The 23,289-nt window shown below is 68.5% G+C and carries 22 protein-coding genes; 20 read left to right on the top strand and 2 right to left on the bottom strand.

The features are described 5' to 3' along the window. Nucleotides 1–196 precede the first annotated feature (196 nt). From SJY11_RS08815 to SJY11_RS08720, 20 genes are all read left to right on the top strand, one after another. Nucleotides 197–1,729, top strand: coding sequence for an ABC transporter substrate-binding protein (locus tag SJY11_RS08815; RefSeq protein WP_376986221.1), 1,533 nt, complete (start codon nt 197–199; stop codon nt 1,727–1,729). Beyond that, a complete protein-coding gene (locus tag SJY11_RS08810; RefSeq protein ID WP_376986220.1) occupies nt 1,726–2,682 on the top strand; it encodes an ABC transporter permease in 957 nt (318 codons plus the stop codon). Before SJY11_RS08815 ends, SJY11_RS08810 begins: the two co-directional genes overlap by 4 nt. After that, nucleotides 2,679–3,500 carry an ABC transporter permease gene (locus SJY11_RS08805; protein ID WP_376986219.1) on the top strand — a complete coding sequence of 274 codons (822 nt, stop codon included), beginning with the start codon at nt 2,679–2,681 and terminating at the stop codon, nt 3,498–3,500. The genes SJY11_RS08810 and SJY11_RS08805 overlap by 4 nt, the downstream gene beginning before the upstream one ends. A 32-nt stretch (nt 3,501–3,532) precedes the next feature. Then, nucleotides 3,533–4,360 carry a creatininase family protein gene (locus tag SJY11_RS08800; RefSeq protein ID WP_376986217.1) on the top strand — a complete coding sequence of 276 codons (828 nt, stop codon included), beginning with the start codon at nt 3,533–3,535 and terminating at the stop codon, nt 4,358–4,360. Nucleotides 4,361–4,432: 72 nt separating this feature from the next. After that, nucleotides 4,433–5,491, top strand: coding sequence for an extracellular solute-binding protein (locus tag SJY11_RS08795; RefSeq protein ID WP_376986216.1), 1,059 nt, complete (start codon nt 4,433–4,435; stop codon nt 5,489–5,491). 129 nt (nt 5,492–5,620) lie between these two features. Continuing rightward, nucleotides 5,621–6,676 (top strand): ABC transporter ATP-binding protein, encoded by a 1,056-nt coding sequence (locus tag SJY11_RS08790; RefSeq protein WP_376986214.1) that lies wholly within the window; start codon nt 5,621–5,623, stop codon nt 6,674–6,676. Further along, nucleotides 6,673–7,515, top strand: coding sequence for an ABC transporter permease (locus SJY11_RS08785; protein WP_376986213.1), 843 nt, complete (start codon nt 6,673–6,675; stop codon nt 7,513–7,515). Before SJY11_RS08790 ends, SJY11_RS08785 begins: the two co-directional genes overlap by 4 nt. Further along, nucleotides 7,512–8,300, top strand: coding sequence for an ABC transporter permease (locus SJY11_RS08780; RefSeq protein ID WP_376986212.1), 789 nt, complete (start codon nt 7,512–7,514; stop codon nt 8,298–8,300). Before SJY11_RS08785 ends, SJY11_RS08780 begins: the two co-directional genes overlap by 4 nt. Nucleotides 8,301–8,309: 9 nt before the next feature. Continuing rightward, nucleotides 8,310–8,990, top strand: a complete 681-nt coding sequence (locus SJY11_RS08775; RefSeq protein WP_376986211.1) for an RraA family protein — start codon at nt 8,310–8,312, stop codon at nt 8,988–8,990. Between the two features lie 14 nt (nt 8,991–9,004). Continuing rightward, complete coding sequence (ggt, locus tag SJY11_RS08770) at nt 9,005–10,681, top strand: gamma-glutamyltransferase (RefSeq protein ID WP_376986210.1); 1,677 nt, start codon at nt 9,005–9,007, stop codon at nt 10,679–10,681. A gap of 15 nt (nt 10,682–10,696) precedes the next feature. Then, the gene (locus tag SJY11_RS08765) at nt 10,697–11,662 is read left to right on the top strand and encodes a 2-hydroxyacid dehydrogenase (RefSeq protein ID WP_376986209.1); all 966 of its coding nucleotides are present in this window, start codon (nt 10,697–10,699) and stop codon (nt 11,660–11,662) included. Between the two features lie 122 nt (nt 11,663–11,784). Beyond that, nucleotides 11,785–13,452: a cytochrome-c oxidase, cbb3-type subunit I gene (gene ccoN / locus SJY11_RS08760; RefSeq protein WP_376986208.1), complete on the top strand. Its 1,668-nt coding sequence runs from the start codon at nt 11,785–11,787 to the stop codon at nt 13,450–13,452. Between the two features lie 11 nt (nt 13,453–13,463). Next, nucleotides 13,464–14,228 carry a cytochrome-c oxidase, cbb3-type subunit II gene (gene ccoO / locus SJY11_RS08755; RefSeq protein WP_376986207.1) on the top strand — a complete coding sequence of 255 codons (765 nt, stop codon included), beginning with the start codon at nt 13,464–13,466 and terminating at the stop codon, nt 14,226–14,228. Between the two features lie 11 nt (nt 14,229–14,239). Further along, nucleotides 14,240–14,395, top strand: a complete 156-nt coding sequence (locus tag SJY11_RS08750; protein WP_069056186.1) for a cbb3-type cytochrome c oxidase subunit 3 — start codon at nt 14,240–14,242, stop codon at nt 14,393–14,395. A 3-nt stretch (nt 14,396–14,398) separates the two neighbouring features. Continuing rightward, nucleotides 14,399–15,283, top strand: coding sequence for a cytochrome-c oxidase, cbb3-type subunit III (ccoP, locus tag SJY11_RS08745; protein WP_376986206.1), 885 nt, complete (start codon nt 14,399–14,401; stop codon nt 15,281–15,283). 2 nt (nt 15,284–15,285) lie between these two features. After that, entirely contained in the window at nt 15,286–16,728 is a 1,443-nt protein-coding gene (ccoG, locus tag SJY11_RS08740) for a cytochrome c oxidase accessory protein CcoG (RefSeq protein ID WP_376986205.1), read from the top strand. 35 nt (nt 16,729–16,763) lie between these two features. After that, nucleotides 16,764–17,288 (top strand): FixH family protein, encoded by a 525-nt coding sequence (locus SJY11_RS08735; protein ID WP_376986204.1) that lies wholly within the window; start codon nt 16,764–16,766, stop codon nt 17,286–17,288. A 6-nt stretch (nt 17,289–17,294) separates the two neighbouring features. Continuing rightward, the gene (locus tag SJY11_RS08730; RefSeq protein ID WP_376986203.1) at nt 17,295–19,502 is read left to right on the top strand and encodes a heavy metal translocating P-type ATPase; all 2,208 of its coding nucleotides are present in this window, start codon (nt 17,295–17,297) and stop codon (nt 19,500–19,502) included. After that, a complete protein-coding gene (ccoS, locus tag SJY11_RS08725) occupies nt 19,499–19,741 on the top strand; it encodes a cbb3-type cytochrome oxidase assembly protein CcoS (RefSeq protein ID WP_376986202.1) in 243 nt (80 codons plus the stop codon). The genes SJY11_RS08730 and ccoS overlap by 4 nt, the downstream gene beginning before the upstream one ends. Nucleotides 19,742–19,815: 74 nt before the next feature. Further along, nucleotides 19,816–20,844 (top strand): NAD-dependent epimerase, encoded by a 1,029-nt coding sequence (locus SJY11_RS08720; RefSeq protein WP_376986201.1) that lies wholly within the window; start codon nt 19,816–19,818, stop codon nt 20,842–20,844. Here SJY11_RS08720 and SJY11_RS08715 read toward each other — a convergent pair whose 3' ends face one another. Both SJY11_RS08715 and SJY11_RS08710 read right to left on the bottom strand, forming a co-directional pair. Continuing rightward, entirely contained in the window at nt 20,845–22,392 is a 1,548-nt protein-coding gene (locus SJY11_RS08715) for a methyl-accepting chemotaxis protein (protein ID WP_376986200.1), read from the bottom strand. It abuts the gene before it with no gap. A 159-nt stretch (nt 22,393–22,551) separates the two neighbouring features. After that, a complete protein-coding gene (locus tag SJY11_RS08710; RefSeq protein ID WP_376986199.1) occupies nt 22,552–23,271 on the bottom strand; it encodes a ribonuclease activity regulator RraA in 720 nt (239 codons plus the stop codon). Between the last annotated feature and the right edge of the window lie 18 nt (nt 23,272–23,289).

Below are 23,289 nucleotides of genomic sequence, written 5' to 3'. Positions count from 1 at the left end.
CCGGGCATGTCGATGCGGCAACTCTAGGCGCTTCGCGGCCAGACATCAAAAATCCCCCACGTATACATGACGCATGGCCGACATGCGTTGCCGGACTGGCGTCGCGCGCCCGATGGCGCTCTTCTTGCCAGACGAGGGCTGCCGGACAGACGCCACAAGGCGCGCGGCGATGACGACCACAGCGAGGAGAAAGCCGATGACGATCTCACGCCGCACGATGCTGGCCGCCGGGCTGGCCGCGCCTTTCGCGAGCCTGCCGCTGCTCACCCGCCCGGCCAGCGCGCAGCGCGCGGCCGGCATCCTCCGCTATGGCCTCTCAGCCTACCCGCCCAATCTCCAGCCCTGGGTCTCGACCGGCGCCTCGGCCGGCACGGTCAAGATGCTGATCCACCGCAGCCTGGTCTCCTACGGCCCCAATGGTGAGCTGCGCGGCGAACTGGCGACCTCCTGGTCGCGCGACGGCGACGGCGCCTGGGTCTTCAAGCTCAGGCCCGGCTGCGTCTTCCACAATGGCGATCCGGTCACTGCAGAGGACGTCAAGTGGTCGATCGAGCAGATCGCCAGCGAGAAATCGACCGCCTATATGCGCAGCCAGTTCCAGAGCGTCGAGCGCATCGAGATCCCCGACCCGGGCACGATCCGCCTGGTCACCAAGACACCCCTGGCGACGCTGCCGAACTGGTTCGGCAACTACAACACCTTCATCCTCTCGCGGAAATCGACGCCGGCCGAGCCGATCGGCGCCGGCCCCTTCCGGCTGGTCGGCCAGGAGCGCGGCTCCTCGGTCGAGATCGCGGCCTTCGACAAATTCTACAAGCCCGGCATCCCAAAGCTGAAGGGCATCAAATTCGTCGTCTATGCCGACGAGAACCTGCGTTTCGCCGCCCTGCAATCGGGCGATGTCGACATGATCGAATACGTCCCCTGGCAGTCGATGGCGGCGGTCGAGGCCGATCCGCGCCTCAAGCTCGACACCCAGCAGGGGCCGTTCATGGACGTGCTCTTCAACGGCACCAAGCCGCCTTTCAACGATCCGCGCGTGCGCCGCGCCGTCGCCCATGCGGTGCGACGCGAGGACATCGTCAAGGTTGCCTTCTTCGGCCGCGGCAAGCCGCTCGAGGGGCTGCCGATCGTCGAGGGCACGCCCTGGTGGGACAAGGACCTCGCGCATGGCTGGAACTACGACCCCGCCCGCGCCAAGGCGTTGCTAACCGAGGCCGGATTCGGCAACGGCTTCCAGACCACACTGCTCGCGACGGCGCAGTTCGGCATGCACAAGGACACCGCCGAGATCGTCCAGCAGCATCTCGCTGCCATCGGCATCCAGTGCGAACTGCAGTTGCCCGACTGGTCGACCCGCGTGGCCCGCGGCTCGAAGGGCCAGTACGACATGGCGATCCACGGCGTCTCCTCGGACAATAACGACCCCGACGGGCTGACGGTCGTTCTCGACACCTCGCTCTCGCCGAGCCATGGCCGCTCCTTCCGCGTCGACGCCCCGCGCACCATCGCCGCCCTCGCCAAGGGCCGCGCCGAGTTCGACCAGGCCAAGCGCGTCGAGATCTACAAGGAGATGCAGCGGGCAGCGCTCGAGGAGGTGCCGCTCGTCGGCCTCGCCTGGCGCTCGCAGGGATACGGCATGGACAAGGGCGTGATGGGCTTCACCAACCTGCCCGGCGCGCTGTCCAACTCCTCCGGCAACATGCTCGAAGAGACCTATTTCGGATGAGCGCGACCTGGCTGGCGCGCAAGCTGACGGTCGTCGCAGGGCTAGCCTGGCTCGTCGCGACGATCGTCTTCCTGGCGCTGCACATGGTGCCCGGCGACCCCGCCGAGCTCCTGCTCTCGACGGGCGGCGTCTCGCCCGACCCGGCCTCCGTCGCCGAACTGCGCGAGAAGCTGGGTCTCGAGCGGCCGCTCTTCGTGCAATACGCCGCCTTCATCAGTGGGCTGCTGCGCGGCGATCTCGGCACCTCTCTCATCGACGACTATCCGGTGATCAGCGAGATCGCGCTGCGTCTGCCGCGCACGCTGGAGCTGATCGCGGCCGGCAGCGTCATCGCCATCCTGATCGGCGTGCCGGCGGGCGTCTTCGCCGCGCTCGATCGCGGTGGCGCCTTCGACCGCGCCGCTTCTGGCGTCACTGCGCTGCTGCTGGCCGTGCCGGTCTTCGTGCTGGGCACGCTGCTCGTGCTGCTCTTCGCGCAGACGCTGCGAATCATGCCCGCCGGTGGCTTCGTGCCCTTCGCGCAGGACCCGGTGCAGCATCTGAAGCTGCTGATCCTGCCCGCCATTGCCATCGCCAAGGGGCTGGCCGCCGTTCTGTTCAGGATGACGCGCGCGGCGATGCTGGACGCGCTCGCCAACGACTATGTCCGCACCGCCCGCGCCAAGGGCCTCTCGCCCACCCGCGTCATCGTCGTGCATGTCCTACGCAACGCGCTGAACCCGGTCGTCACCGTGCTCGGCCTGCAGATGGGCACGCTGCTCGGCGGCACGGTGCTGGTCGAATACGTCTTCAACTGGCCGGGAATGTCGACGCCGCTGCTGCGCGCGGTCGAGGGCCGCGACTATCCCATGGTGGTCGGCATCGTGCTGACGATCTCGGTGCTGTTCCTGCTGCTCAACCTCTTGGTCGAACTCGTCCACGCCTGGCTCGACCCGCGGGTGGCGCACGCATGAGCGGCAACCGGCATCTGAAGCGCCTCTGGCTGCCCGGCGGCTTCGTCGCCCTGATCGCGCTGGCGGCCCTCTGCGCGCCGCTGTTCCCTCTGCCCGACCCGATCCGCCAGGACGTCGCCAACCGGCTCGCCGGCCCGATGGCGGGCTCCTGGCTCGGCCGCGACGAGTTCGGACGGGATGTGCTCTCGCGCCTGCTCTGGGGCGCCCGCACCAGCCTGGGCGTGGCCTTCATCTCCGCCCTGACGGCCGGCGCCATCGGCGTGCTGCTCGGCCTGATCGGCGGCTGGGGGAAGGGCGCCGCGGCCTTTCTCTCGGTGCGCAGCATGGACATCGTGCTCTGCTTCCCACCGATCCTTCTGGCTCTTTTGGTGGTGACCCTGCTCGGCCCGGGCGCTGCGACGCTGATCCTCGTGCTCTCGGTGCTCTATCTGCCGGGCTTCGCCCGCGTCACCCATGTCGAGGTCGTTGCGGTCAAGAATCGGGACTATGTCGAGGCGACGCGCGCGCTCGGCGCGAGGCCCGCCTATCTCTTGCTGCGCACCGTGCTGCCCAACATCGCCGGGCCGATCCTGGTCCAGCTCTCGCTCGCGGTCGCCGCCGCCGTCGTGCTGGAGAGCGGGCTCTCCTTCCTTGGTCTCGGCGTCGTCCCGCCCGCCCCCTCCTGGGGGCTGATGATCCGCGGCGCCCGCGCCACCATGGAGCAGGCGCCGCTGCTGCTGGTCTGGCCCTGCGCGGCGCTGACGCTCACCATCCTCGCCATGAACCTGCTCTGCGACGGCCTGCGCGACGCGCTCGACCCGCGCACCGCCGGCCGTTGAACCACCACCGAAACCTGCAAGGACACAGTCCCATGGCTGCCAAGACCGACCCCCTCGTCCATATGGGCACGATCACCGGGGGCGAGGCCCGCGAGATCCTGGCCGAAAACCCCGTCATCCTCCTGCCGATGGGGAGCCATGAGGATCAGGGCCCGCACGCCCCGATGGGCGACTATCTGCTGGCCGAGAAGATCGCCGAGCTCGCCGCCCTCCGCGCCACCAAGGCCGGCACGCGCACGCTGGTCGCGCCCGTCCTGCCCTTCGGCGGGGCCGACTGGTTCGGCCCGATGACCGGTGGCATCGCGATCTCGCAGGCGACACTGACCGCCGTGATCGCCGAAATGGTGGATTCGCTGCATCGCAACGGCCTGACCCGGATCATCGTCATCAACGGCCATGGCGGCAATGTCGGGCCGATCTCGGAGGTGGCGCGCGAACTTTATCAGCGAGACGGCATCGTGCTGCCGAGCCTTTACCTCTGGCGCATCGGCTACGGCCTGCTGCCGGGCATCCTCGGCGGGGCCGACAAGGCCGCCGCCGTCGCCGGCCACGGTGCCGACCCGCTGACCTCGATCGGCCTGCACCTCTTCCCCGAGCTGATCCGCAAGGATCTGATCCCCGACGCCAAGCCGCTGAAGCGCGACCCGGTCCTCAACCTGCCCTTCACCGGGCTGGGCCTTGCGAGCTTCGACGGCCACGAGGTCGCGATGCCCAACGAATATGACGAGACCTACAATCTCGGCGTCGCCAAGGGCGATCCACGCCTCTGCTCCGCCGAGACCGGCGCCGCGCTGACCGAGAAGCTGACCGACATCTGCGCCCGCTTCATCGCGCATTTCGCCAGCAAGGTCGAAGCCTGATCCTGACGCCGCCGCGCCATGCCGCGGCGGCTCGCCCTGCCTAGCCGTTCATCCTTGACCCGGGAGGTTACCATGCCGACACGCCGCCGCCTTCTCCAGACCGGCCTCGCCACCATCGCCATGCCCTCCGTGCTGCGGGCCCAGGGCCTGAGCGGGCAGATCACGCTGATGTCCTATAGCGGCATCTTCCAGGACAACTACACCAAGGCCGTGGTCGAGCCCTTCCTCGCCGCCAATCCTGGTGTGAAGGTGACTTATGCGCCGGGCGGAACCTCGGCCCAGATGGTCGGCTCGGTGCGGGCGCAGAAGGCCGATCCGCAGGTCGACGTCGTCATCATGGATGTGACGACCTCGAGCATCGGCAACATCGAGGGCCTGTTCGAGAAGCTGACCCCGGCGGAATTCCCGGTGCTCGAGGAGCTGGCGCCCGAGGCGCGCGCGGCCGGCGGCGAGTTCGGCCCGGCGGTCACCTTCGACCACCTCGTGCTGGTCTACGACGCCCAGAACCTGAAGCCCCCCATCACGAAACTGGCGGATCTCTGGCGCCCGGATCTGAAGGGCCAGCTCGCGCTCTCGGCCCCGCCGAACATCCAGGGCCTCGCCCTCACCGCCATGGTCGAGAAGATGGAGGGTGGCGACCATCGCAAGTCGATCGACGCCGCGATGAGGAAGCTCAAGGAACTCGCCCCCTCGGTGAACACCTTCGAGCCCAATCCCGACGGGTACTCGCTGATCCTCAATGGCGTGGTAAAGGTCGCGACCGGATGGAACGCCCGCTCGCAGCTCTATGGCGACCAGTCCAACGGCAAGCTCGGCACGCTGCTGCCGCCCGAGGGCTCGGTCTTCCAGATCAACACGATCAATCTCACAGCCGGCTCGAAGAACCGCGCGGCCGCCGCCGCCTTCGTGAAGCACGCCCTGTCCCAGCCGGCGCAGAAGGCCTTCACCGAGCGGATGTTCTACGCGCCCACCAATGCGAAGGCGCAGATCGACCCCAAGGCGATGGCGCGCACCGCCGCGGCGCCGGAAAGCCGCGCCAACATGATTCCGCTGAACTGGAACGACATCCTCAAGGTCCGCGATCAGTGGAACAACCGCTGGCGCCGCGAAGTGATTTCGGCCGCACGGTGAGCCGTGCACGCGGCGTCATGCTCGCCCTTGTGGCGAGCATCAACGTCTTGGACACCGCGGTCGCTGAAGAAAGACTTCGATGGTCGGGACAAGCCCGACCACGACGGAACAGCCCGGAATGTCTGTATCATGAGCTATCTCGAACTGGCCGGCCTGCAGAAGCGGTACGGCGCTTCCGTCGCGGTCGATGACGTCTCGCTGTCGGTGGCGAAGGGCGAATCCGTCGCCCTGCTCGGCCCCTCCGGCTGCGGCAAGACCACGACCCTGCGCATGCTGGCCGGGCTGATCGCGCCCGACCGCGGCACGATCAGCGTCGACGGCACCGAGATCACGAAGCTTCCGGCGCACAAGCGCAACATGGGCTACGTCTTCCAGTCCTACGCGCTGTTTCCGCATCTCTCGGTCGCTCGCAACGTCGCCTTCGGGCTGGAGGAGCGCGGCGTCGCCAGGGCCGAGATCGCCCGGCAGGTCGCGGAAGGCCTGGCCATGGTCCGGCTCGGCCATCTCGGCGAGCGGCGCCCGCGAGAGCTCTCCGGAGGCCAGCAGCAGCGCGTCGCGCTGGCCCGCTCGCTGGTGATCCGCCCGACCGTCCTGCTGCTCGACGAGTCCCTGTCCAATCTCGACGCCAAGCTGCGCGACGCGATGCGCCACGAGATCCGCTCGATCCAGCGCTCGCTCGGCATCACCACCCTCTTCGTCACCCACGATCAGGTCGAGGCACTGACGATGTGCGACCGCATCGCCGTGATGAACCGCGGCCGCATCGCCCAGATCGGCACGGCCGAGGATATCTACGAGCGTCCCACGACGCGCTTCGTCGCCGAATTCGTCGGCAGGATGAACGCGCTCGCCGCCACGCGTGACGGCGACGGCAAGGTCCTGCTCTGGGGCGGGCGCCAGCCGCTCGCCGCCCCGCCCCACGGCGAGTTCGATCTCTTCGTGCGGCCGCAGCGCATGCGGCTCGTCGCGCCGTCCGAAGCCATCGGCGAGGCGAGCCTGCGCGTCGCAGGCCGCGTCCTGCGCAGCGTCTTCGTCGGCGATCATGTCGAGGTCCTGGTCGAGGGCAAGGGCGGGCAGCTCACGGTCGAGATGCCCTCTGGTACCGCGCTCCCGGCCGAAGGCGACGAGGTCGCCGTGGTCTGGCCGGCCGACAACAGCCTCGCCTTCGCCCGCGAGGCGGCATGACCGGCGCGCTCCGCCTGCCGCTGCTGCTGGTCCCCGCGGGCCTCTTCGTCCTGGCGATTTACGCCTGGCCGACGCTGCTGCTGCTGCGCAACGGCTTCAACGAGGTCGGGCCGACCGGCGCGATGGTCGAGGCCTGGTCGCTGAAGACGGCGGCCGACACCTTCGCGGACGGCTTCACCTTCGAGCTGACGCTGAACTCGCTGCAGCTCTCGCTGAGCGCGACGGCGATCGCGCTCGCTTTGTCCTATCCACTCTCGCTCTTCCTCTTCCGCACGGAGTCCCGCTTCCGCGGCCTGCTCGCCGTCGTCGCGATCATGCCCATGCTGATCTCGAGCGTGGTGCGCGTCTTCGGCTGGCTCGCCATCCTCGGCGACCGCGGGCTCGTCAACGGCATGCTGCAATCGCTGGGGCTGATTTCGGCACCGCTGCGGCTCGTCTTCAACTGGACCGGCGTCACCATCGGCCTGGCCGAGAGCATCATGCCCTATATGATCCTGGCGCTGCTCGCCGGCTTCGGCCAGCTCGACCGCACGCTGGAGGAGGCCGCCCGCTCGCTCGGGGCCTCGTCCTGGCGCACCTTCTGGAGGGTGACGCTGCCGCTCAGCCTGCCCGCGCTCGCGCTCGCCGCGGGACTCGGCTTCATCCTCTCCATGTCGGCCTACATCACGCCGAAGCTGCTGGGCGGTGGGCGCGTCTTCGTGCTGGCGACAGAGATCTTCGAGCAGGCGACGACCAACACCAACTGGCCGGTCGCGGCCGTGCTGGCGATCTATACGCTTGGCCTGCTCCTGCTGCTGCTCGTCCTCTCCAATCTGCTGGCGCGGGGGCTGAGGCGATGAACGGCGCCGGTCCCGTCCTCTCCACCCTCGCGGCCATTGTCTACGCGCTGATCCTGGCGCCGATCATCGTCGTCGTGATGCTCGCCTTCTCGGCCGACAACTTCATCCTGTTCCCGCCCTCGGGCTATTCCCTGCGCTGGTTTGAGGCGCTGAGCGCGCATGCGCCGCTGCTCTCGGCGCTGGGGCTGAGCCTGCAGGTCGCCAGTGTCGTCACGCTGCTGTCGCTCGCGATCGGCGTGCCCGCGGCGCTGGCCCTGGCCAAGGGCACGTTCCACGGGAAGGAAGCGCTGACCGGCTTCTTCCTGGCGCCGCTGCTGCTGCCGACGCTGATCACCGGCCTCGCTCTGCTCTTGTTCTTCACGCCGCTGCGGCTGACGGCGACGCTGCCGGGGCTCGTCCTCGGCCATATGACGGTGACGGTGCCCTTCGTCATCCGCATGATGACCACGGCGCTCGCGAACCTGCCTCATGACATCGAGGCCGCCGCCGCGACGCTCGGCGCCACGCCCTGGCGCGTCGTTCGGCGCGTGACGCTGCCGCTGGCGACGCCGGGTTTGATCGCCTGCGCCTGCCTGTCCTTCCTGCTGTCCTTCGACGAGACGGTGATCTCGCTCTTCATCTCCGGCCCGCGCGCATCGACGCTGCCCGTCGAGATGGTGCGCTATGTCGAGGGCCGGACCGACCCGCTGATCGCCGCCCTCTCCGTCGTCCTCATCATCGCCACGCTGATCATCGTGGTCGCGGTCGAGCGCCTCGTCGGCGTCGCCCGCGCCGTCGGCAAATAGGAGACCATCATGCCCGACTACCGTATCGCCCCGATGCCGGAACAGCTCCCGGCCGCCCTCGTCGCGAAACTGCTCAAGGTCGAGACCGCGACCATCGGGCACTCGCAGCATTGGGGCTTCATGGATCGCGGCATCCAGCCGCTCCTGCGGACCAAGCGGATCGCCGCCGCAGCGGTGACGCTCGCCATCCCCGGCCAGGATTCGACGCTGCTGCACCACACGCTCGGCCTGCTGCGGCCCGGCGACATCCTCGTCGTCGACCGGCTCGGCGACGACAAGCATGCCTGCTGGGGCGGCGGCGTCACGGTCGCGGCCAAGGCGGCCGGCGCGGTCGGCGGCATCGTCGACGGCCCCTGCACGGACCTGACCGAGATCCAGGACAGCGACTTCCCGATGTGGTGCCGCGGCATGTCCCCGATCACGACGCGGCTCTACAATCTCGGCGGCACGCTCAACCTGCCGATCTCCTGCGGCAATGTGCCGGTCAAGGCCGGCGACGTCATCCTCGCCGACGAATCCGGCGTGCTGGTGCTGCCGCGCGACGAGGCGGAGGCGATCGCCGACGCCGCCATCGCCCGGCAGGAGCGCGGCGAGCGCACGCAGGATCGCGTCCGCAAGGGCGAGAAGCTGGGTGACATTTCCGGCGCGACGAAGATGGTGCTCGACGCGCTGGCGCAGCAGGCCGGCTGAGGAAACGCCCCATCATGACCGCCACCGCCCGCGCGCCCCGCATCACCCCCTTCACCTGCGACAAGAGGCCGGCGACGGGCTCGCGCGGCATGGTCGTCACCAATCATCCGCTCGCCTCGGCGGCGGGCACGCAGATGCTGCTGGCGGGGGGCAACGCGATCGATGCGGCGGTCGCCGCGCTCTTCGCGCTGACGGTGGTCGAGCCGATGATGGTCGGGATCCTCGGCGGCGGGCTCGCCCATATCCGCATGGCCGACGGCCGCCATGTCGTGCTCGACGGACTCTCGACCGCGCCGCGGCGCGCCACGCCGGACATGTATGACTGCCTCTCCGACGAGATCGGCAAGCAGCGCGACGTGCGCGACCGCGAGAACGTCGTCGGCCCCAAGGCCGTCGCGGTGCCCGGCGCGCTCGCCGGCTGGTGCGAGGCCCTCGCCCGCTTCGGCACGCTGCCGCTCGCCGACGTCCTGCAGCCGGCCATCGCGCTGGCCGGCCGCGGTTTCACGGTCACGCCCTATCTCTCCAACTGCATCGCCGACAATGTCTCCGATCTGTCCCGCGACCCGGGCCTTTCGGCGCTGTTTTTGCGCGACGGTGCGGCCCTGCCTGCTGGCACGAGGCTGGTCCAGAGCGACTACGCCAAAAGCCTGACCCTGATCGCCGAGACCGGCCCCGCCGCGCTCTATGGCGGCCCGCTCGGCACCGCCCTGACCGATTTCATGGCGGCCCATGGCGGGCTGATCGGCCAAGACGATCTCGCCGCCTATCGTGTCGAGACGCGCGAGCCGATCCGCGGCAGCTATCGCGGCCACGAGATCCTGGGGCCGCCACCGCCGGCCTCCTCGGGCGTGCACATCGCGCAGATGCTCAACATTCTCGAGGGCTACGACATCGGCGCGCTCGGCTTCGGCTCGCCGGACGCGATCCATCTCCTGGCCGAGGCGCTGAAGATCGCCTTCGCCGACCGGGCCGTCGCCACCGCCGATCCCGCCTTCGTCGAGGTGCCGGTCGACCGGCTGATCGACAAGGCCTATGCCGACGAACGCCGCGCCCTGATCGAGATGGACCGCGCCAAGAGCTGGACGGCTGGTCTCTCGGGCGGTGAATCGGCCGACACCACCCATGTCACGGTCGCCGATGCGGACGGCAATGTCGTCACCGCGACGCAGACCATCAACGGCCTCTTCGGCGCCTGCACCCAGATTCCCGGCACGGGGATGCTGGCCAACAACTACATGTTCAATTTCGACCCGCATCCCGGCCGCGCGCTCTCGATCGCGCCTGGCAAGCGCGTCTTCACCTCCATGGCGCCGATGATCGTGCTGAGGGAGGGCAAGCTCGCCTTCGCGCTCGGCCTGCCCGGGGCGCTGCGCATCTTCCCCTCGGCACTGCAGGCGATCGTCAACCTGATCGATCACGGCATGAGCCTGCAGGAGGCGGTCGAGGCGCCGCGCATCTGGACCGAAGGCGGCGTGCTCGAACTGGAAGAGGCCTTTCCCGAGACGGTGGCAGACGCGCTGCGCGCGCGCGGTCACCGCATCGTCCGGATGCCGCGCATCGCCGGCGGCATGAACGCCATCCGCTTCGACGCCGACGGCACGCTGACCGGCGCCGCCTGCTGGCGCGCCGACGGTACGCCCGTCGCGGTCTCGGGCGGCCTCGCCCGCGCCGGCGCCCGCTTCACGATCTGACAACGGAACCAGACGATGACCGAGACCATCTGCCTCCTCGACATGACCACGCCGGCGCGCGCCGAGAAGCTGCGCGCCCTGCTGCCGCCGGGCTTCGTGCTGACCCATGGCACCGCCCGCGGCGACGAGCACATGAAGGAGATCATCGCGCAGGCCGACTACGCCATCTCCGGCCAGGTCGCCGTCTCCGGCGACGTCCTGCGCGCCGGCAAGAAGCTGAAGCTGCTGCACAAATGGGGCGTCGGCTACGACAACATCGACATCGCCACCGCCCGGGAACTCGGCATCAAGGTCGCCCGGACGACGGGCAGCAACGCGCTTCCCGTCGCCGAATTCGCGCTCGGGCTGATGATCTCGGCCCTGCGCTATATCGGCTACGGCCACGCCGAACTGAAGAAGGGGCATTGGAGCACCGGCAGCCTGCCGGGCGAGACCTTCATGCTCTCGGGCAAGACGGTCGGCCTCATCGGCTTCGGCGCGATCGGCCAGAACGTCGCCAGGCTGCTCCGGGGCTTCGGCTGCACCATCCTCTACAGCAAGCGCCAGCCCCTGACGGCAGAGGAGGAGGCCACCCTCGGCGTCCGCCATGCCACCCTGGACGAGATCCTGACCCAGGCGGACATCGTCTCGCTGCACTGCCCGCTGACGCCCGAGACCACCAATCTGATCGGCCGCGAAGCCTTCGCGAGGATGAAGAAGACGGCTGTGCTCATCAACGTCGCGCGGGGCGGCGTCGTCGACGAATCGGCGCTGGTCACTGCGCTGCGCGCGCGAGAGATCGCCGGCGCGGCGATGGACGTCTACGCGATCGAGCCGCTGCCGGCCGACAGCGAATTGCTGACGCTCGACAATCTGGTGGTCACGCCGCATCTCGCCGCGATGGCCGCGGACAATTTCGCCCCCACCGTCTCGCGCATGTTCGCCAACATCGCCCATGTTTCGCGCGGCGAGCCGGTGCCCGCCAAGGACCTCGTCGTCTGAAGCTGCGACACCCCGTCCCGCGGGTCCCTTGATATGCATCAAAGCCCGCGGGTGCCGCCCCCTCTAAGCCTCGGCCATGACAGCGTGCGCGAAGAGCGCCGCGGGGTGAGCAGGGGCTGGGCATGGCGACGACGGGCAATCCGATCCGACAGGCGACGATAGGCGAGTTGACGGGCATCGCGCTCGCCGCGGTATCCTTCCTGGGGCTGCTGCTGATCGCCGCGAAGACTGACCATGGCGCCTACGCCTTCCATGCCGCAGTCGGCATGGCGGCGGCCCTCGCCACGGTCTTTCTCATCGGCAACCGCTGCTTCAAGCCGGGCACCGGGCCCGCGCCGCAGGAGATCGACGGCCGGCCCAACTACAACATGGACCCGGTCAAGTTCGGCACCCTTGCCGCGATGTTCTGGGGCATCGCCGGCTTCACGGTCGGGCTGATCATCGCGCTCCAGCTCGCCTTTCCGGTGCTGAACTTCGATCTGCCCTGGATCAATTTCGGACGCCTGCGCCCGCTGCACACTTCGGCGGTGATCTTCGCCTTCGGCGGCAACGTGCTGATCGCGACCTCCTTCTACGTCGTCCAGCGCACCTCGCGCGCAAGGCTGGCGGGTGATCTGTCGCCCTGGTTCGTGGTGCTGGGCTACAACCTGTTCATCGTCATCGCCGGCACGGGCTACCTGCTCGGCATCACCCAGGGCAAGGAATACGCCGAGCCGGAATGGTATGCCGATCTCTGGCTGACGATCGTCTGGGTCGTCTATCTGCTGGTCTTCCTGCTGACGCTGGCGAAGCGCAAGGAACCCCACATCTATGTGGCGAACTGGTTCTACCTCGCCTTCATCGTCACCATCGCGGTCCTGCATCTCGGCAACAACCTGGCGCTGCCGGTCTCGATCTTCTCGCCGAAGTCCTACATCGTCTGGTCGGGTGTCCAGGATGCCATGTTCCAGTGGTGGTACGGCCATAACGCGGTCGGCTTCTTCCTCACCGCCGGCTTCCTCGCGATCATGTACTACTTCGTGCCCAAGCGCGCGAACCGGCCGGTCTACAGCTACCGGCTCTCGATCATCCACTTCTGGGCGCTGATCTTCATCTATATCTGGGCCGGCCCCCACCATCTGCACTACACCGCCCTGCCCGACTGGGCGCAGACGCTCGGCATGACCTTCTCGATCATGCTCTGGATGCCCTCCTGGGGCGGCATGATCAACGGAATCATGACGCTTTCGGGGGCCTGGGACAAGCTGCGCACCGACCCCGTGCTGCGCCTGATGGTCGTCTCGCTCGCCTTCTACGGCATGTCGACCTTCGAGGGCCCGCTGATGTCGATCAAGGCGGTCAACTCGCTCTCGCACTACACCGACTGGACCATCGGCCACGTCCATTCCGGCGCGCTCGGCTGGGTCGCCTACATCTCCTTCGGCGCAATCTATTGCCTCGTGCCCTGGCTCTGGAACCGCAAGGAGCTGTATTCGCTCAAGCTGGTGAACTGGCATTTCTGGATCTCGACGCTCGGCATCGTGCTCTACATTTCGGCGATGTGGGTCTCGGGCATCCTCCAGGGCCTGATGTGGCGCGCCTACACCTCGCTCGGCTTCCTCGAATACTCCTTCATCGAGACGGTCGCGGCGATGCACCCCTTCTACGTCATCCGCGCGCTCGGCGGCGCGCTCTTCCTGGCCGGCGCGCTGATCATGGTCTTCAACGTCTGGATGACCATCACCAGCGGCGAGCCGGAGAGCGCCCAGGACAACGCCCCGCTGCAGCCCCGCCTCGTGCCGGCCGAGTAAGGACCGCTCTCATGACCACCATCGAAACCAAACCCCCGCGCAAGTCGCTCTGGTCCAAGCACAAGATCTTCGAGACCAACTCCATCATCCTGATCATCGGCGTCCTGCTGGTGATCTCGGTCGGCGGTCTGGTCGAGATCGCTCCGCTCTTCTACCTGAAGAACACGATCGAGAAGGTTCAGGGCATGCGGCCCTACACGCCGCTCGAGCTGGCCGGACGCGCCATCTATGTCCGCGAGGGCTGCTACAACTGCCACAGCCAGATGATCCGGCCGCTGCGCGACGAGGTCGAGCGCTACGGGCATTACTCGCTGGCGGCCGAGTCCATGTACGACAAGCCCTTCCAATGGGGCTCGAAGCGCACGGGGCCGGACCTCGCCCGCGTCGGTGGCAAGTATTCGGACGAATGGCAGCGCGCCCATCTCGTCGATCCGCGTGCGCTCGTGCCGCAGTCGATCATGCCCGGCTACCCCTTCCTGACCAAGACCGAACTGAAGTTCGACGCCATCGCCGACGAGCTGCGCGCCAATCGCGGCGGCGGCGTGCCCTACACCGACGAGATGATCGCCCAGGCCGCGAGTGACCTGCGCGCCCAGGCGACGCCGGACCATCCCAAGCAGGGCGAACTCGAAGCGCGCTACCCGAAGGCCCAGGCCCGCGATTTCGACGGCGACCCGGCCCGCATCACCGAGGCCGACGCGCTGATCGCCTATCTCCAGGTGCTCGGCACGCTCGTCGACTTCAAGCTCTACGACAACAAAGCCAACATCCGCTGAGCGAGGGGACCATGGACACGACCTATCAGTGGCTCGCGCGCTTCGCGCAATCCGCCGGCCTTCTCTACTTCGTCGGAATCTTTCTCGCCGTCTGCGTCTACGCCTTCTGGCCGGCCAACCGGGCCCGGTTCGAGGAGGCGGCCCGCACCCCGCTGCAGGACGACTGAATCATGGCTCAGCATCAGGACCACCACGAGGTGGACGCCCATACCGGAGTGTCCACGACCGGCCATGAATGGGACGGGATCCGTGAACTCAACACGCCGCTGCCGCGCTGGTGGCTCGGCATCTTCTACGCCACGATCGTCTGGTCCGTGGGCTACTGGGTCGTCTACCCGGCCTGGCCGCTGATCACCACGACGACCCAGGGCGTGATCGGCTACGCCTCACGCAACGACATCGCCCGGGATCTCGCTTTGCTGCAGCAGCAGCGCGCCGGCCAGGCGGCCGGGCTGACCGAGGCGTCGCTCGAGCAGATCAAGGCCGATCCCTCGCTCTTCCGCATCGCCATGGCGCAGGGCAAGGCCGCCTTTGGCGACAACTGCGCGGCCTGCCACGGCGTCGGCGGCGGCGGAGCCAAGGGCTACCCCAACCTCAACGACGACGAATGGCTCTGGGGCGGCACGCTCGACGAGATCCATCAGACCCTTCAGCATGGCATCCGCGTCGCCGGCAACGCCGACACGCGCATCAGCCAGATGCCGGCCTTCGGCAAGGACGGCGTTCTGAAGCCGGCCGAAATCCGCGTCGTCGCCAACCATGTCCGCGCGCTTGCCGGCCTGCCGACGGAACAGGGCGCGGACCTGGCCAAGGGACCGGAGCTGTTCGCCACCAACTGCGCCGCCTGCCATGGCGACGACGGCAAGGGCAACAAGGAGATGGGCGCGCCCAACCTGACCGACGCGATCTCGCTCTACGGCATGGACATGGCCTCGCTCACCGAGACCATCACCAACAGCCGCGGCGGCGTGATGCCGGCCTGGAGCCAGCGCCTCGACCCCACGACGGTGAAGGCCCTGACCCTCTACGTCCACTCGCTCGGAGGGGGCCAGTAGTCATGGCCATCCAGGAGACGGAGCTCGGCGACCTGCCGCTCTTTGCGGCGACGAAGAAGGTCTATCCGCAAAGCGTGTCCGGTCCGTACCGGCGCGCCAAGTGGCTGATCCTCGGGCTCTGTCTCGGCGTGTACTACCTGTTGCCCTTCCTGCGCTGGGACCGCGGGCCGAACCTGCCCAACCAGGCGGTTCTGGCCGACATCGCCAATGCGCGGTTCTACTTTTTCTTCATCGAGATCTGGCCGCAGGAGGTCTATTACTTCACCGGCCTGCTCATCATGGCCGCCTTCGTGCTGTTCATGATGAACGCGGTCGCCGGTCGGGTCTGGTGCGGCTATCTCTGCCCGCAGACCGTCTGGACCGATCTCTTCCTGACGGTGGAGCGCTTTTTCGAAGGCGACCGGCGCGAGCGCATCAAGCTCGACGAAGGTCCCTGGACTGCCAGCAAGGTCTGGCGAAAGACGGCCAAGCACTTTGTCTGGCTGATGATCGCCTGGTGGACCGGCGGCGCCTGGGTGCTCTACTTCGCCGACGCGCCGACGCTGGTGCGCGACCTCGCGACGCTCCAGGCCCCGTTCACGGCCTATGCCTTCATCGCGATCCTGACCTTCACGACCTATGCGCTGGCCGGCATCATGCGCGAGCAGGTTTGCAAGTACATGTGCCCCTGGCCGCGCATCCAGGCCGCTCTCACCGACGACGACGCCCTGAACGTCACCTATCGCTATGACCGCGGCGATCCGCGGGTCTCGGTGAAGCAGGCCGAGCGGCTGCGCGCTCAGGGCGAACCGGCGGGCGACTGCGTCGACTGCCGCCAATGCGTCGCCGTCTGCCCGACCGGCATCGACATCCGCGACGGCGCCCAGCTCGACTGCATCCAGTGCGGCCTGTGCATCGACGCCTGCGACAACGTCATGGAGAAGATCAGCCGCCCCAAGGGGCTGATCGCCTATGAAACCGACGACAACGTCAAGCGCCGTATCGCCGGCGAGAAGCCGATCTACAACCCGCTGCGCCTGCGCACGATGATCTACGCGGCGCTGATCCTCGTGGTCGGCGGCGCCATGGTCTTCCAGCTCGCGACGCGCCGCACGATCGAGATGTCCGTGCTGCACGACCGCTCGCCGCTCTTCGTCCGTCTGAGCGACGGCTCGATCCGCAACGCCTATACCATCCGCATCCTGAACAAGCGGCCCGACGAACGCCCCGTCGCGCTGACGGTGCATGGCCTGCCGGGCGTCCGGATCGAGGCGGTCGGCGTCGCCGCCACAGCGGATCTGCGCCCGGTCGTCTCGGTCGCGCCCGACTCGTCGCGGGAGGTGCGCGTCCTCGTCACCCTGCCGCCCGACATCCGCCCCGAGAAGACGCAGGTCATCACCTTCACCGCCGCCGATCTCTTCGCCGGCGAGATGGTGACCGCGACCGACCATTTCATCGCGCCCTGAGGGGGCACGCCATGTCCTGCTGTGGAGCCTTCATCATGCCCGTGGACCTGACAGCGCCGGTTCGTCCGCGCAGCGACCAGCCCTTCCGTCTCAGCGGCCGCATGGTGCTGGGCGCGCTGATCGGCTTCTTCCTGGTCGTGGCCGGGGTGAACGCCGTGATGATGACCATCGCGATCACCACCATGCCCGGCGTCGACGTGAAGAGCGCCTATGAGACGAGCCAGCGCTTCAACGGCGAGATCGCCCGCATGCAGGCGCAGGAGCAGCGCGGCTGGCAGGCGAGCGCGCAAATCCGCCGGTCGGGAGCCGATGCCGTGGTGACGCTGTCGCTGCGCGACAACGCGGGCGCGCCGGTCACCGGCCTTCTCGTCGAGGCGCGGCTCGAACATCCCGCCGCCCGTCGCGAGGATCATGCGGCGCCATTGAACGAAGGCTCCGCCGGCGACTACACCGCCACCATCCCGGAGGTTCACGGCGGCCGCTGGACGCTCGCCGTCCAGGCCGCTCGGGGCACCGAAACGGTCTTCGTTTCGCGCAGCCGCGTCGTGTTGAAGGACTGAGCCGACATGGCCACGCAGCAGGACCTCTCCGTCTTCGTCCGTCATGGCGAAGGCGGCGTCGCGGGCATGGAGCTGGCGGTCGAGGGCATTCGCTGCGCCGGCTGCATGCACGCCATCGAGAGCGGGCTGGCGAAGGACGCGTCCATCCTCAAGGCGCGCGTCAATCTCGCCCTGAAGCGGGTCACCGTCGAGTGGAAGGAGGGTGCGCTGCGGCCGGAAGGCGTCATCGACCGTCTGGCCGCGCTCGGCTTCAAGGCCTATCCCTTCCTCCCCTCCTCCGAGCGCGACAGCGTCACGCAGGAAGAGCGGCGGCTGCTGCGCTACCTCGCCGTGGCGGGCTTTGCCGCCATGAACATCATGCTGCTCTCGGTCTCGGTCTGGTCCGGAGCCAATGGCGACATCACACCGGTCACGCGCGACTTTTTCCACTGGCTTTCGGCCCTGATCGCCCTGCCGACGGCGGCCTATGCCGGGCGCCCCTTCTTCGAGAGTGCGCTGCGGGCCCTGCGGGCCGGCGGCGTCAACATGGACGTCCCGATCACGCTCGGCATCGTGCTCGCGCTCGGCATGTCCGTCGTCGAGACCGCCAACCATTCCCAGCACGCCTATTTCGACGGCGCGGTGATGCTGATCTTCTTCCTGCTGATCGGCCGCTATCTCGACCAGATGATGCGCCGGCGCACGCGCGACCTCGCCGGCAATCTCGCCGCGCTCAAGGCCGAGACCGCGACGCGGCTGATGCCGGACGGCACCACCGTCACCCTGCCGATCGCCGCGATCGCGCCGGGCGATCTCGTCCTCGTCCAGCCCGGCGAGCGCGTCTGCGTCGACGGCCGTGTCGAGAGCGGCCGCTCGGAGATCGACCGCAGCCTCGTCACCGGGGAGACCGACCCCGCCCCGATCGCCACCGGCGGCCAGGTCCATGCCGGCACGATGAACCTGTCGGGTGCGCTGACGGTCCGCGTCGAGGCGGCCGGCACCGGCACGCTGCTCGACGAGATCGACAAGCTGATGGCCCAGGCCGTCGAGAGCCGCTCGCGCTATGTGCGCCTCTCGGATCGCGCCGCGCGGCTCTATGCGCCACTCGTCCATGCCACGGCGCTGGCCACGCTGGTCGGCTGGATCGTCTTCGGCCTCGCCTGGCAGCAGGCGCTGATCATCGCCATCACCGTGCTGATCATCACCTGCCCCTGCGCGCTGGGACTGGCGATTCCCGCCGTTCAGGTCGTCGCCGCCTCGGCGCTGTTCCGCCGCCAGGTGATGCTGAAGGAGGGCGACGCGCTGGAGCGGCTGGCCGAGGCCGACCTCGTCGTGTTCGACAAGACCGGCACCCTGACGCTGCCCGAGCCCGATCTCCTGAATGCGGATGCGATCGGCCCCGACATCCTGCGGGCGGCCGCCTCGCTCGCCGCCGCCAGCCGCCACCCCCTCGCCCAGGCGATCGGGCGCGCCGCCGGCAGCCCCGCCCCCTGCGCCGAGACGCAGGAGCATCGGGGTCTGGGCATCGCGGCGATCGTCGAGGGCGAGGAGATGCGGCTGGGCAGCCCCGCCTTCTGCGAGGCCGAGGCGCTTGCCGCGGAGGCTGGCGCCCGCTTCCCCACCGCCTCGCTCATCGCCTGGCGGCATGGCGACCGGCGCGCCGTCTTCGCCGTCGGCCAGAAGCTGCGCCCCGATGCCCGCGCCTGCGTCGAAAACCTGCGCCGCCTCGGCCTCGAGCCGGTGATCCTCTCCGGCGACCGCGAGGCGGCCGTCGCCGCCGTCGCCCATGATCTCGGCATCGCCGACTGGCGCTCGGGCCTGCGGCCCGACGAGAAGCTGCACGCGCTCGACGATCTCGCCAAGCGTGGCCGGAAGGTGCTGATGGTCGGCGACGGTCTCAACGATGCTCCTGCCCTGGCGAAGGCCCATGTCTCGATCTCGCCGATCAGCGCGACCCACCTCGCCCAGGCCGCGGCCGACATCGTCTTCCTCGGCGACAGCCTCGCCCCCGTGGCGACCAGCCTCACCATCGCCCGCAAGGCGCGCACGCTCATGGTCGAGAACCTCTGGTTCGCCGTGCTCTACAACGCCATCGCCGTCCCCATCGCCATCGCCGGCCTGGCGACCCCGCTGGTCGCCGCTGCTGCCATGTCGGGCTCGTCGCTGGTGGTGACGCTCAACGCGCTGCGCGCAGCCCACCGGCCGGCCGCGGCGACAGAGGAGGCCGCGTCATGAACATTCTCGTCGTGCTGTTCCCGCTGGCGCTGGGCATGGGCCTGGCCGGGCTCGGGGCCTTCTTCTGGTGCATGCGCACAGGCCAATATGCCGACATCGAGGGTTCGGCCTGGCGCGTGCTGCAGGATGACGACCTCGGGCTCGAAGCGGATGTGCTGGAGGACAGGCTCGACGAGACGCCCGCCCCGTCGCCGGCCGCGGAACGCAGCGCCCGTTCATTGACACAAGGCGCGATCTGAAACATGGGGTGACCCCACGGAGACCGTGATCGGGCACGGGCTCCGCCCTCTCCTGACCGGGCGGAACGGGCGTCATGACCACGGTTTCAACCCGCCGCGTCCTGCTCACCGGCGCGGCCGGCTTCGTCGGTTTCCATGTCACGCAGGCGCTGCTGGCGCGCGGCATCGCCGTGCTCGGCATCGACAACCTGACGCCCTATTACGATCCCGCCCTAAAGCAGGCCCGGCTCGACCGGCTCCTGCCTCAGGAAGGGTTCAGCTTCGAGCCGATCGACATCGCCGACCATGACGCGCTGACGGGCGCCTTTTCACGCTTCGCGCCTGACGTCGTGATCCATCTCGCGGCGCAGGCCGGCGTGCGCTACTCGCTCGACAATCCCCGCGCCTACGCCCACTCCAATCTCGACGGCTTCCTCTCGGTGCTGGAAGCCTGCAGGCACCACCCGGTCGCCCACCTCGTCTACGCCTCGTCGAGCTCGGTCTATGGCGCCAACGCCAAGGTGCCCTTCAGCGAGCACGACGGGGCCGACCATCCGGTCTCGCTCTACGCCGCGACCAAGCGCGCCAACGAGCTGATGGCCCACAGCTATGCGCAGCTCTACGGCATCCCTGCGACCGGCCTGCGCTTCTTTACCGTCTACGGCCCCTGGGGCCGGCCGGACATGGCCTATTTCAAGTTCACCAAGGCGATCCTCGAAGGCCGGCCGATCGACGTCTATGCCGAGGCAGAGATGAGCCGGGACTTCACTTATGTCGACGACATCAGCGAGGCGATCGTGCGGCTGGCCGCCCTGCCGCCCGCCCCGGGCGGGGCCGGCGCCGGCCAGGACCCCGCCACGGCGGACGCGCCCTGGCGGATCTACAACATCGGCAATCACACGCCCGTCCGCCTCGACCGCTTCATCGCGGTGATCGAGGCCGTCTGCGGCAAGTCCGCGATCAAGCGCCATCTGCCGATGCAGCCCGGCGACGTGCGGGCGACCTATGCCGATGTGTCGGACCTGATGGCGCGCGTCGACTTCAGCCCCGATACGCCAATCGAGACCGGCATCGCCCGCTTCGTCGCGTGGTATCGCGACTTCTACGGCCCCCCCGTTAGCTGATCAGCCGCCGACGAGCTGGCGGGAGAAGCGCGCCACGGATTCGTCCAGTCGGCGGGCCGATCCGTCGACGCCCGCGGCGGCGTCCGAAACCTGCCGGCCATTGTCCATGGTCAGGGCGGCGTCGGCGGCGACGAGATCGATCGCACCGGCGGCGCGCTGCGTCTCGCGGACCGCGCGTGTCAGCAGGTCGACCATGGTCCGGATCGCCTCGGCCTGCTGGTCGACCGCCAGCACGATCCCGCCTGTCGCGCCGACGATCGCATCCGTGGAGACGCTGATGTTCATGACGGCCGCCAGCGAGCGCTCCGTCGAGGCCCTCACCTCCTCGATCCGCTCCGCGATTTCCTGCGTCGCCGCTTCCGTGCGCTCGGCCAGGTTCTTCACCTCGGTCGCGACAACGGCGAAGCCGCGCCCCGCGACACCGGCACGGGCCGCCTCGATCGTCGCGTTCAGCGCAAGCAGATTGGTCTGGGCGGCGATCTCCCGGATCAGGGCCGAGACCTCGCCGATGTCCCTCACCGAGCGGGTCAACTGCTCCTTGATCGCGACCGACGCCGCCACATCGGACGCGGCCGTCCGCACCAGCTGCGTCGTCCGGTCCGCTTCGGCGCGGATCAGCGAGATGGTGTCGGTCAGCCGGTGCGAGCAGGATTCGACCGAGGCGATGTCGCGGCTGGCTTCGCCGACCTGCGTCAAAAGCCCGCCGAGCTTGTCCTGCGAGCGCTGGGAAATCGAGACGAGTTGCTCCGCCGCACCGTTCATGTGGTCGACCGACTGGAAGACCGGTTGCAGGATCGCACCGATCTCGTGCCGGAATGCCTCCGCCTGCCGCTCAACCTCTTCGCGACGCGCCTCCTCGACTCCGGCCTGGGCCTTCGCCTCCTGCCCGAGAGCCTGGGCGCTGCTGATGGCACGGACCCGGTCGATGAAGAGTTGCGCCATGCTGCGCAGCGACACCAGCATCACCGAGCCATAGATCGCCTGGAAGGTCAGGTTCTCCAGCATGTGATCGCCCGGCGACAGCGCGATGTGGATCACGCGTGCGCCGAGGATGATCCCCGCGAAGAGCAGCGCCGCCGACGGCATGCTCGCCATGGTGAAGGTCCCGGCGCAGACGAGGCCGGCGAGCAGCGTCGCGGTCAGCACCTCCATCTCCGGGACGGCGGTGGGATTGAAGACGACGGCCATGACCACCCAGGGCAGCGCCATCAGGGCGGAATCGATCAGGATCTTGTCGTTGAACTTGATCGAGGGTGCGTCCTCGCGGGCACGCTCCCTGATGCGGGTGATGCGCAGGATGCCGAGGACGCCGATCGCGACCACTGCGGAACTCCAGAGCAGCGGGAACCAGAGCCAGCCATGGATCATCGCCGTGATCGCGACCAGGACGGCGGACAGGAGATTGGAGAGCAGAATCGGCGGCAGCACGCGCCCGAACTGCTCGCCTTGCGCCTTCCGCAGAGCCGCCGCATCGCTGTCGTCGAGCCGGGTCATGCCCAACCGGCGGTTGACCCAGGCGTTGTAGCGCGCCGGCCATGAGGCTCTCACCGTGAGGGCTGTCGACGCCGGCTTCATCACATTCACACTCGACACCCGCGAGCAGGGGCAAGCAGGAAAACTCGCAGAGAGGTCTCAAGCATCCGTTAACGATAACGTTGAGGAAGCTGCGCCCAGGTATGGGACAGGCTGCTTGGCCCGCGGCGGCGGTCAGGACCAGCCGGGCCGCCAGGCTGCGAACTCGGCCTTGGTCTGTTCGTTCGCCGGATAGAGGCCAAACAGGCCCTGCCCGCCGCGAACGCGCTCGGCGACGAAGTCCTCATAGGCCGTCTGCTCATAGACCTCGGGCGCGATCTCGTTGGCGAGATGGGCGGGGATGACGCAGACGCCCTCGCTGTCGCCGACGATGATGTCGCCGGGATAGACCGCGACGTCCCCGCAGGCGATCGGCGCATTGATGTCGAGCGCATGATGCCGGATCAGGTTGGTCGGCGCGCTCGGACGGTTGTGATAGGCCGGGATCGCCATGCCGGCGATCTCGGGACTGTCGCGAAATCCGCCGTCGGTGACGATGCCGGCGACACCGCGCTGCATCAGCCGCGACACCAGAATCCCGCCGGCGGACGCCGCGCGCGGATCCTTGCGTGAGTCGATCACCATGACATGGCCGGGCGGACAATCCTCGACAGCGCGGCGCTGGGGATGCTGCGTCCCCTCGAAGGTGCCGAGATGGTCGAGGTCCTCCCGCGCCGGGATGTAGCGCAGCGTGAACGCCTCGCCGACCATGCTCTCCGCCTTCTGGCTGAGCGGCCGCACGTCCTGGATGAAGACGTTGCGGAAGCCGCGCTTGAACAGCGCCGTCGTCAGCGTCGCGGTCGAGACCCGCTTCAGCTTCTTGCGGTTGTCGTCGGTAAGGGTGGTCAATGTCATCGCGGCGCTATCCGGTTC

The organism is Allobosea sp. R86505 (genome assembly GCF_042466375.1).
Lineage (GTDB): Bacteria > Pseudomonadota > Alphaproteobacteria > Rhizobiales > Beijerinckiaceae > Allobosea.
This window is presented reverse-complemented; position numbering and strand designations above follow the sequence as displayed.

Bases quoted from the DNA above. Each gene is read 5' to 3' on its own strand.
- SJY11_RS08810 (WP_376986220.1), top strand. From the start codon at position 1,726: ATGAGCGCGACCTGGCTGGCGCGCAAGCTGACGGTCGTCGCAGGGCTA.
- SJY11_RS08790 (WP_376986214.1), top strand. From the start codon at position 5,621: ATGAGCTATCTCGAACTGGCCGGCCTGCAGAAGCGGTACGGCGCTTCC.
- ggt (WP_376986210.1), top strand. From the start codon at position 9,005: ATGACCGCCACCGCCCGCGCGCCCCGCATCACCCCCTTCACCTGCGAC.
- SJY11_RS08720 (WP_376986201.1), top strand. From the start codon at position 19,816: ATGACCACGGTTTCAACCCGCCGCGTCCTGCTCACCGGCGCGGCCGGC.
- SJY11_RS08800 (WP_376986217.1), top strand. From the start codon at position 3,533: ATGGCTGCCAAGACCGACCCCCTCGTCCATATGGGCACGATCACCGGG.
- SJY11_RS08785 (WP_376986213.1), top strand. From the start codon at position 6,673: ATGACCGGCGCGCTCCGCCTGCCGCTGCTGCTGGTCCCCGCGGGCCTC.
- SJY11_RS08730 (WP_376986203.1), top strand. From the start codon at position 17,295: ATGGCCACGCAGCAGGACCTCTCCGTCTTCGTCCGTCATGGCGAAGGC.
- SJY11_RS08795 (WP_376986216.1), top strand. From the start codon at position 4,433: ATGCCGACACGCCGCCGCCTTCTCCAGACCGGCCTCGCCACCATCGCC.
- SJY11_RS08780 (WP_376986212.1), top strand. From the start codon at position 7,512: ATGAACGGCGCCGGTCCCGTCCTCTCCACCCTCGCGGCCATTGTCTAC.
- SJY11_RS08750 (WP_069056186.1), top strand. From the start codon at position 14,240: ATGGACACGACCTATCAGTGGCTCGCGCGCTTCGCGCAATCCGCCGGC.
- ccoS (WP_376986202.1), top strand. From the start codon at position 19,499: ATGAACATTCTCGTCGTGCTGTTCCCGCTGGCGCTGGGCATGGGCCTG.
- SJY11_RS08765 (WP_376986209.1), top strand. From the start codon at position 10,697: ATGACCGAGACCATCTGCCTCCTCGACATGACCACGCCGGCGCGCGCC.
- SJY11_RS08735 (WP_376986204.1), top strand. From the start codon at position 16,764: ATGCCCGTGGACCTGACAGCGCCGGTTCGTCCGCGCAGCGACCAGCCC.
- SJY11_RS08805 (WP_376986219.1), top strand. From the start codon at position 2,679: ATGAGCGGCAACCGGCATCTGAAGCGCCTCTGGCTGCCCGGCGGCTTC.
- ccoO (WP_376986207.1), top strand. From the start codon at position 13,464: ATGACCACCATCGAAACCAAACCCCCGCGCAAGTCGCTCTGGTCCAAG.
- ccoG (WP_376986205.1), top strand. From the start codon at position 15,286: ATGGCCATCCAGGAGACGGAGCTCGGCGACCTGCCGCTCTTTGCGGCG.
- ccoP (WP_376986206.1), top strand. From the start codon at position 14,399: ATGGCTCAGCATCAGGACCACCACGAGGTGGACGCCCATACCGGAGTG.
- SJY11_RS08815 (WP_376986221.1), top strand. From the start codon at position 197: ATGACGATCTCACGCCGCACGATGCTGGCCGCCGGGCTGGCCGCGCCT.
- ccoN (WP_376986208.1), top strand. From the start codon at position 11,785: ATGGCGACGACGGGCAATCCGATCCGACAGGCGACGATAGGCGAGTTG.
- SJY11_RS08710 (WP_376986199.1), bottom strand. From the start codon at position 23,271: ATGACATTGACCACCCTTACCGACGACAACCGCAAGAAGCTGAAGCGG.
- SJY11_RS08775 (WP_376986211.1), top strand. From the start codon at position 8,310: ATGCCCGACTACCGTATCGCCCCGATGCCGGAACAGCTCCCGGCCGCC.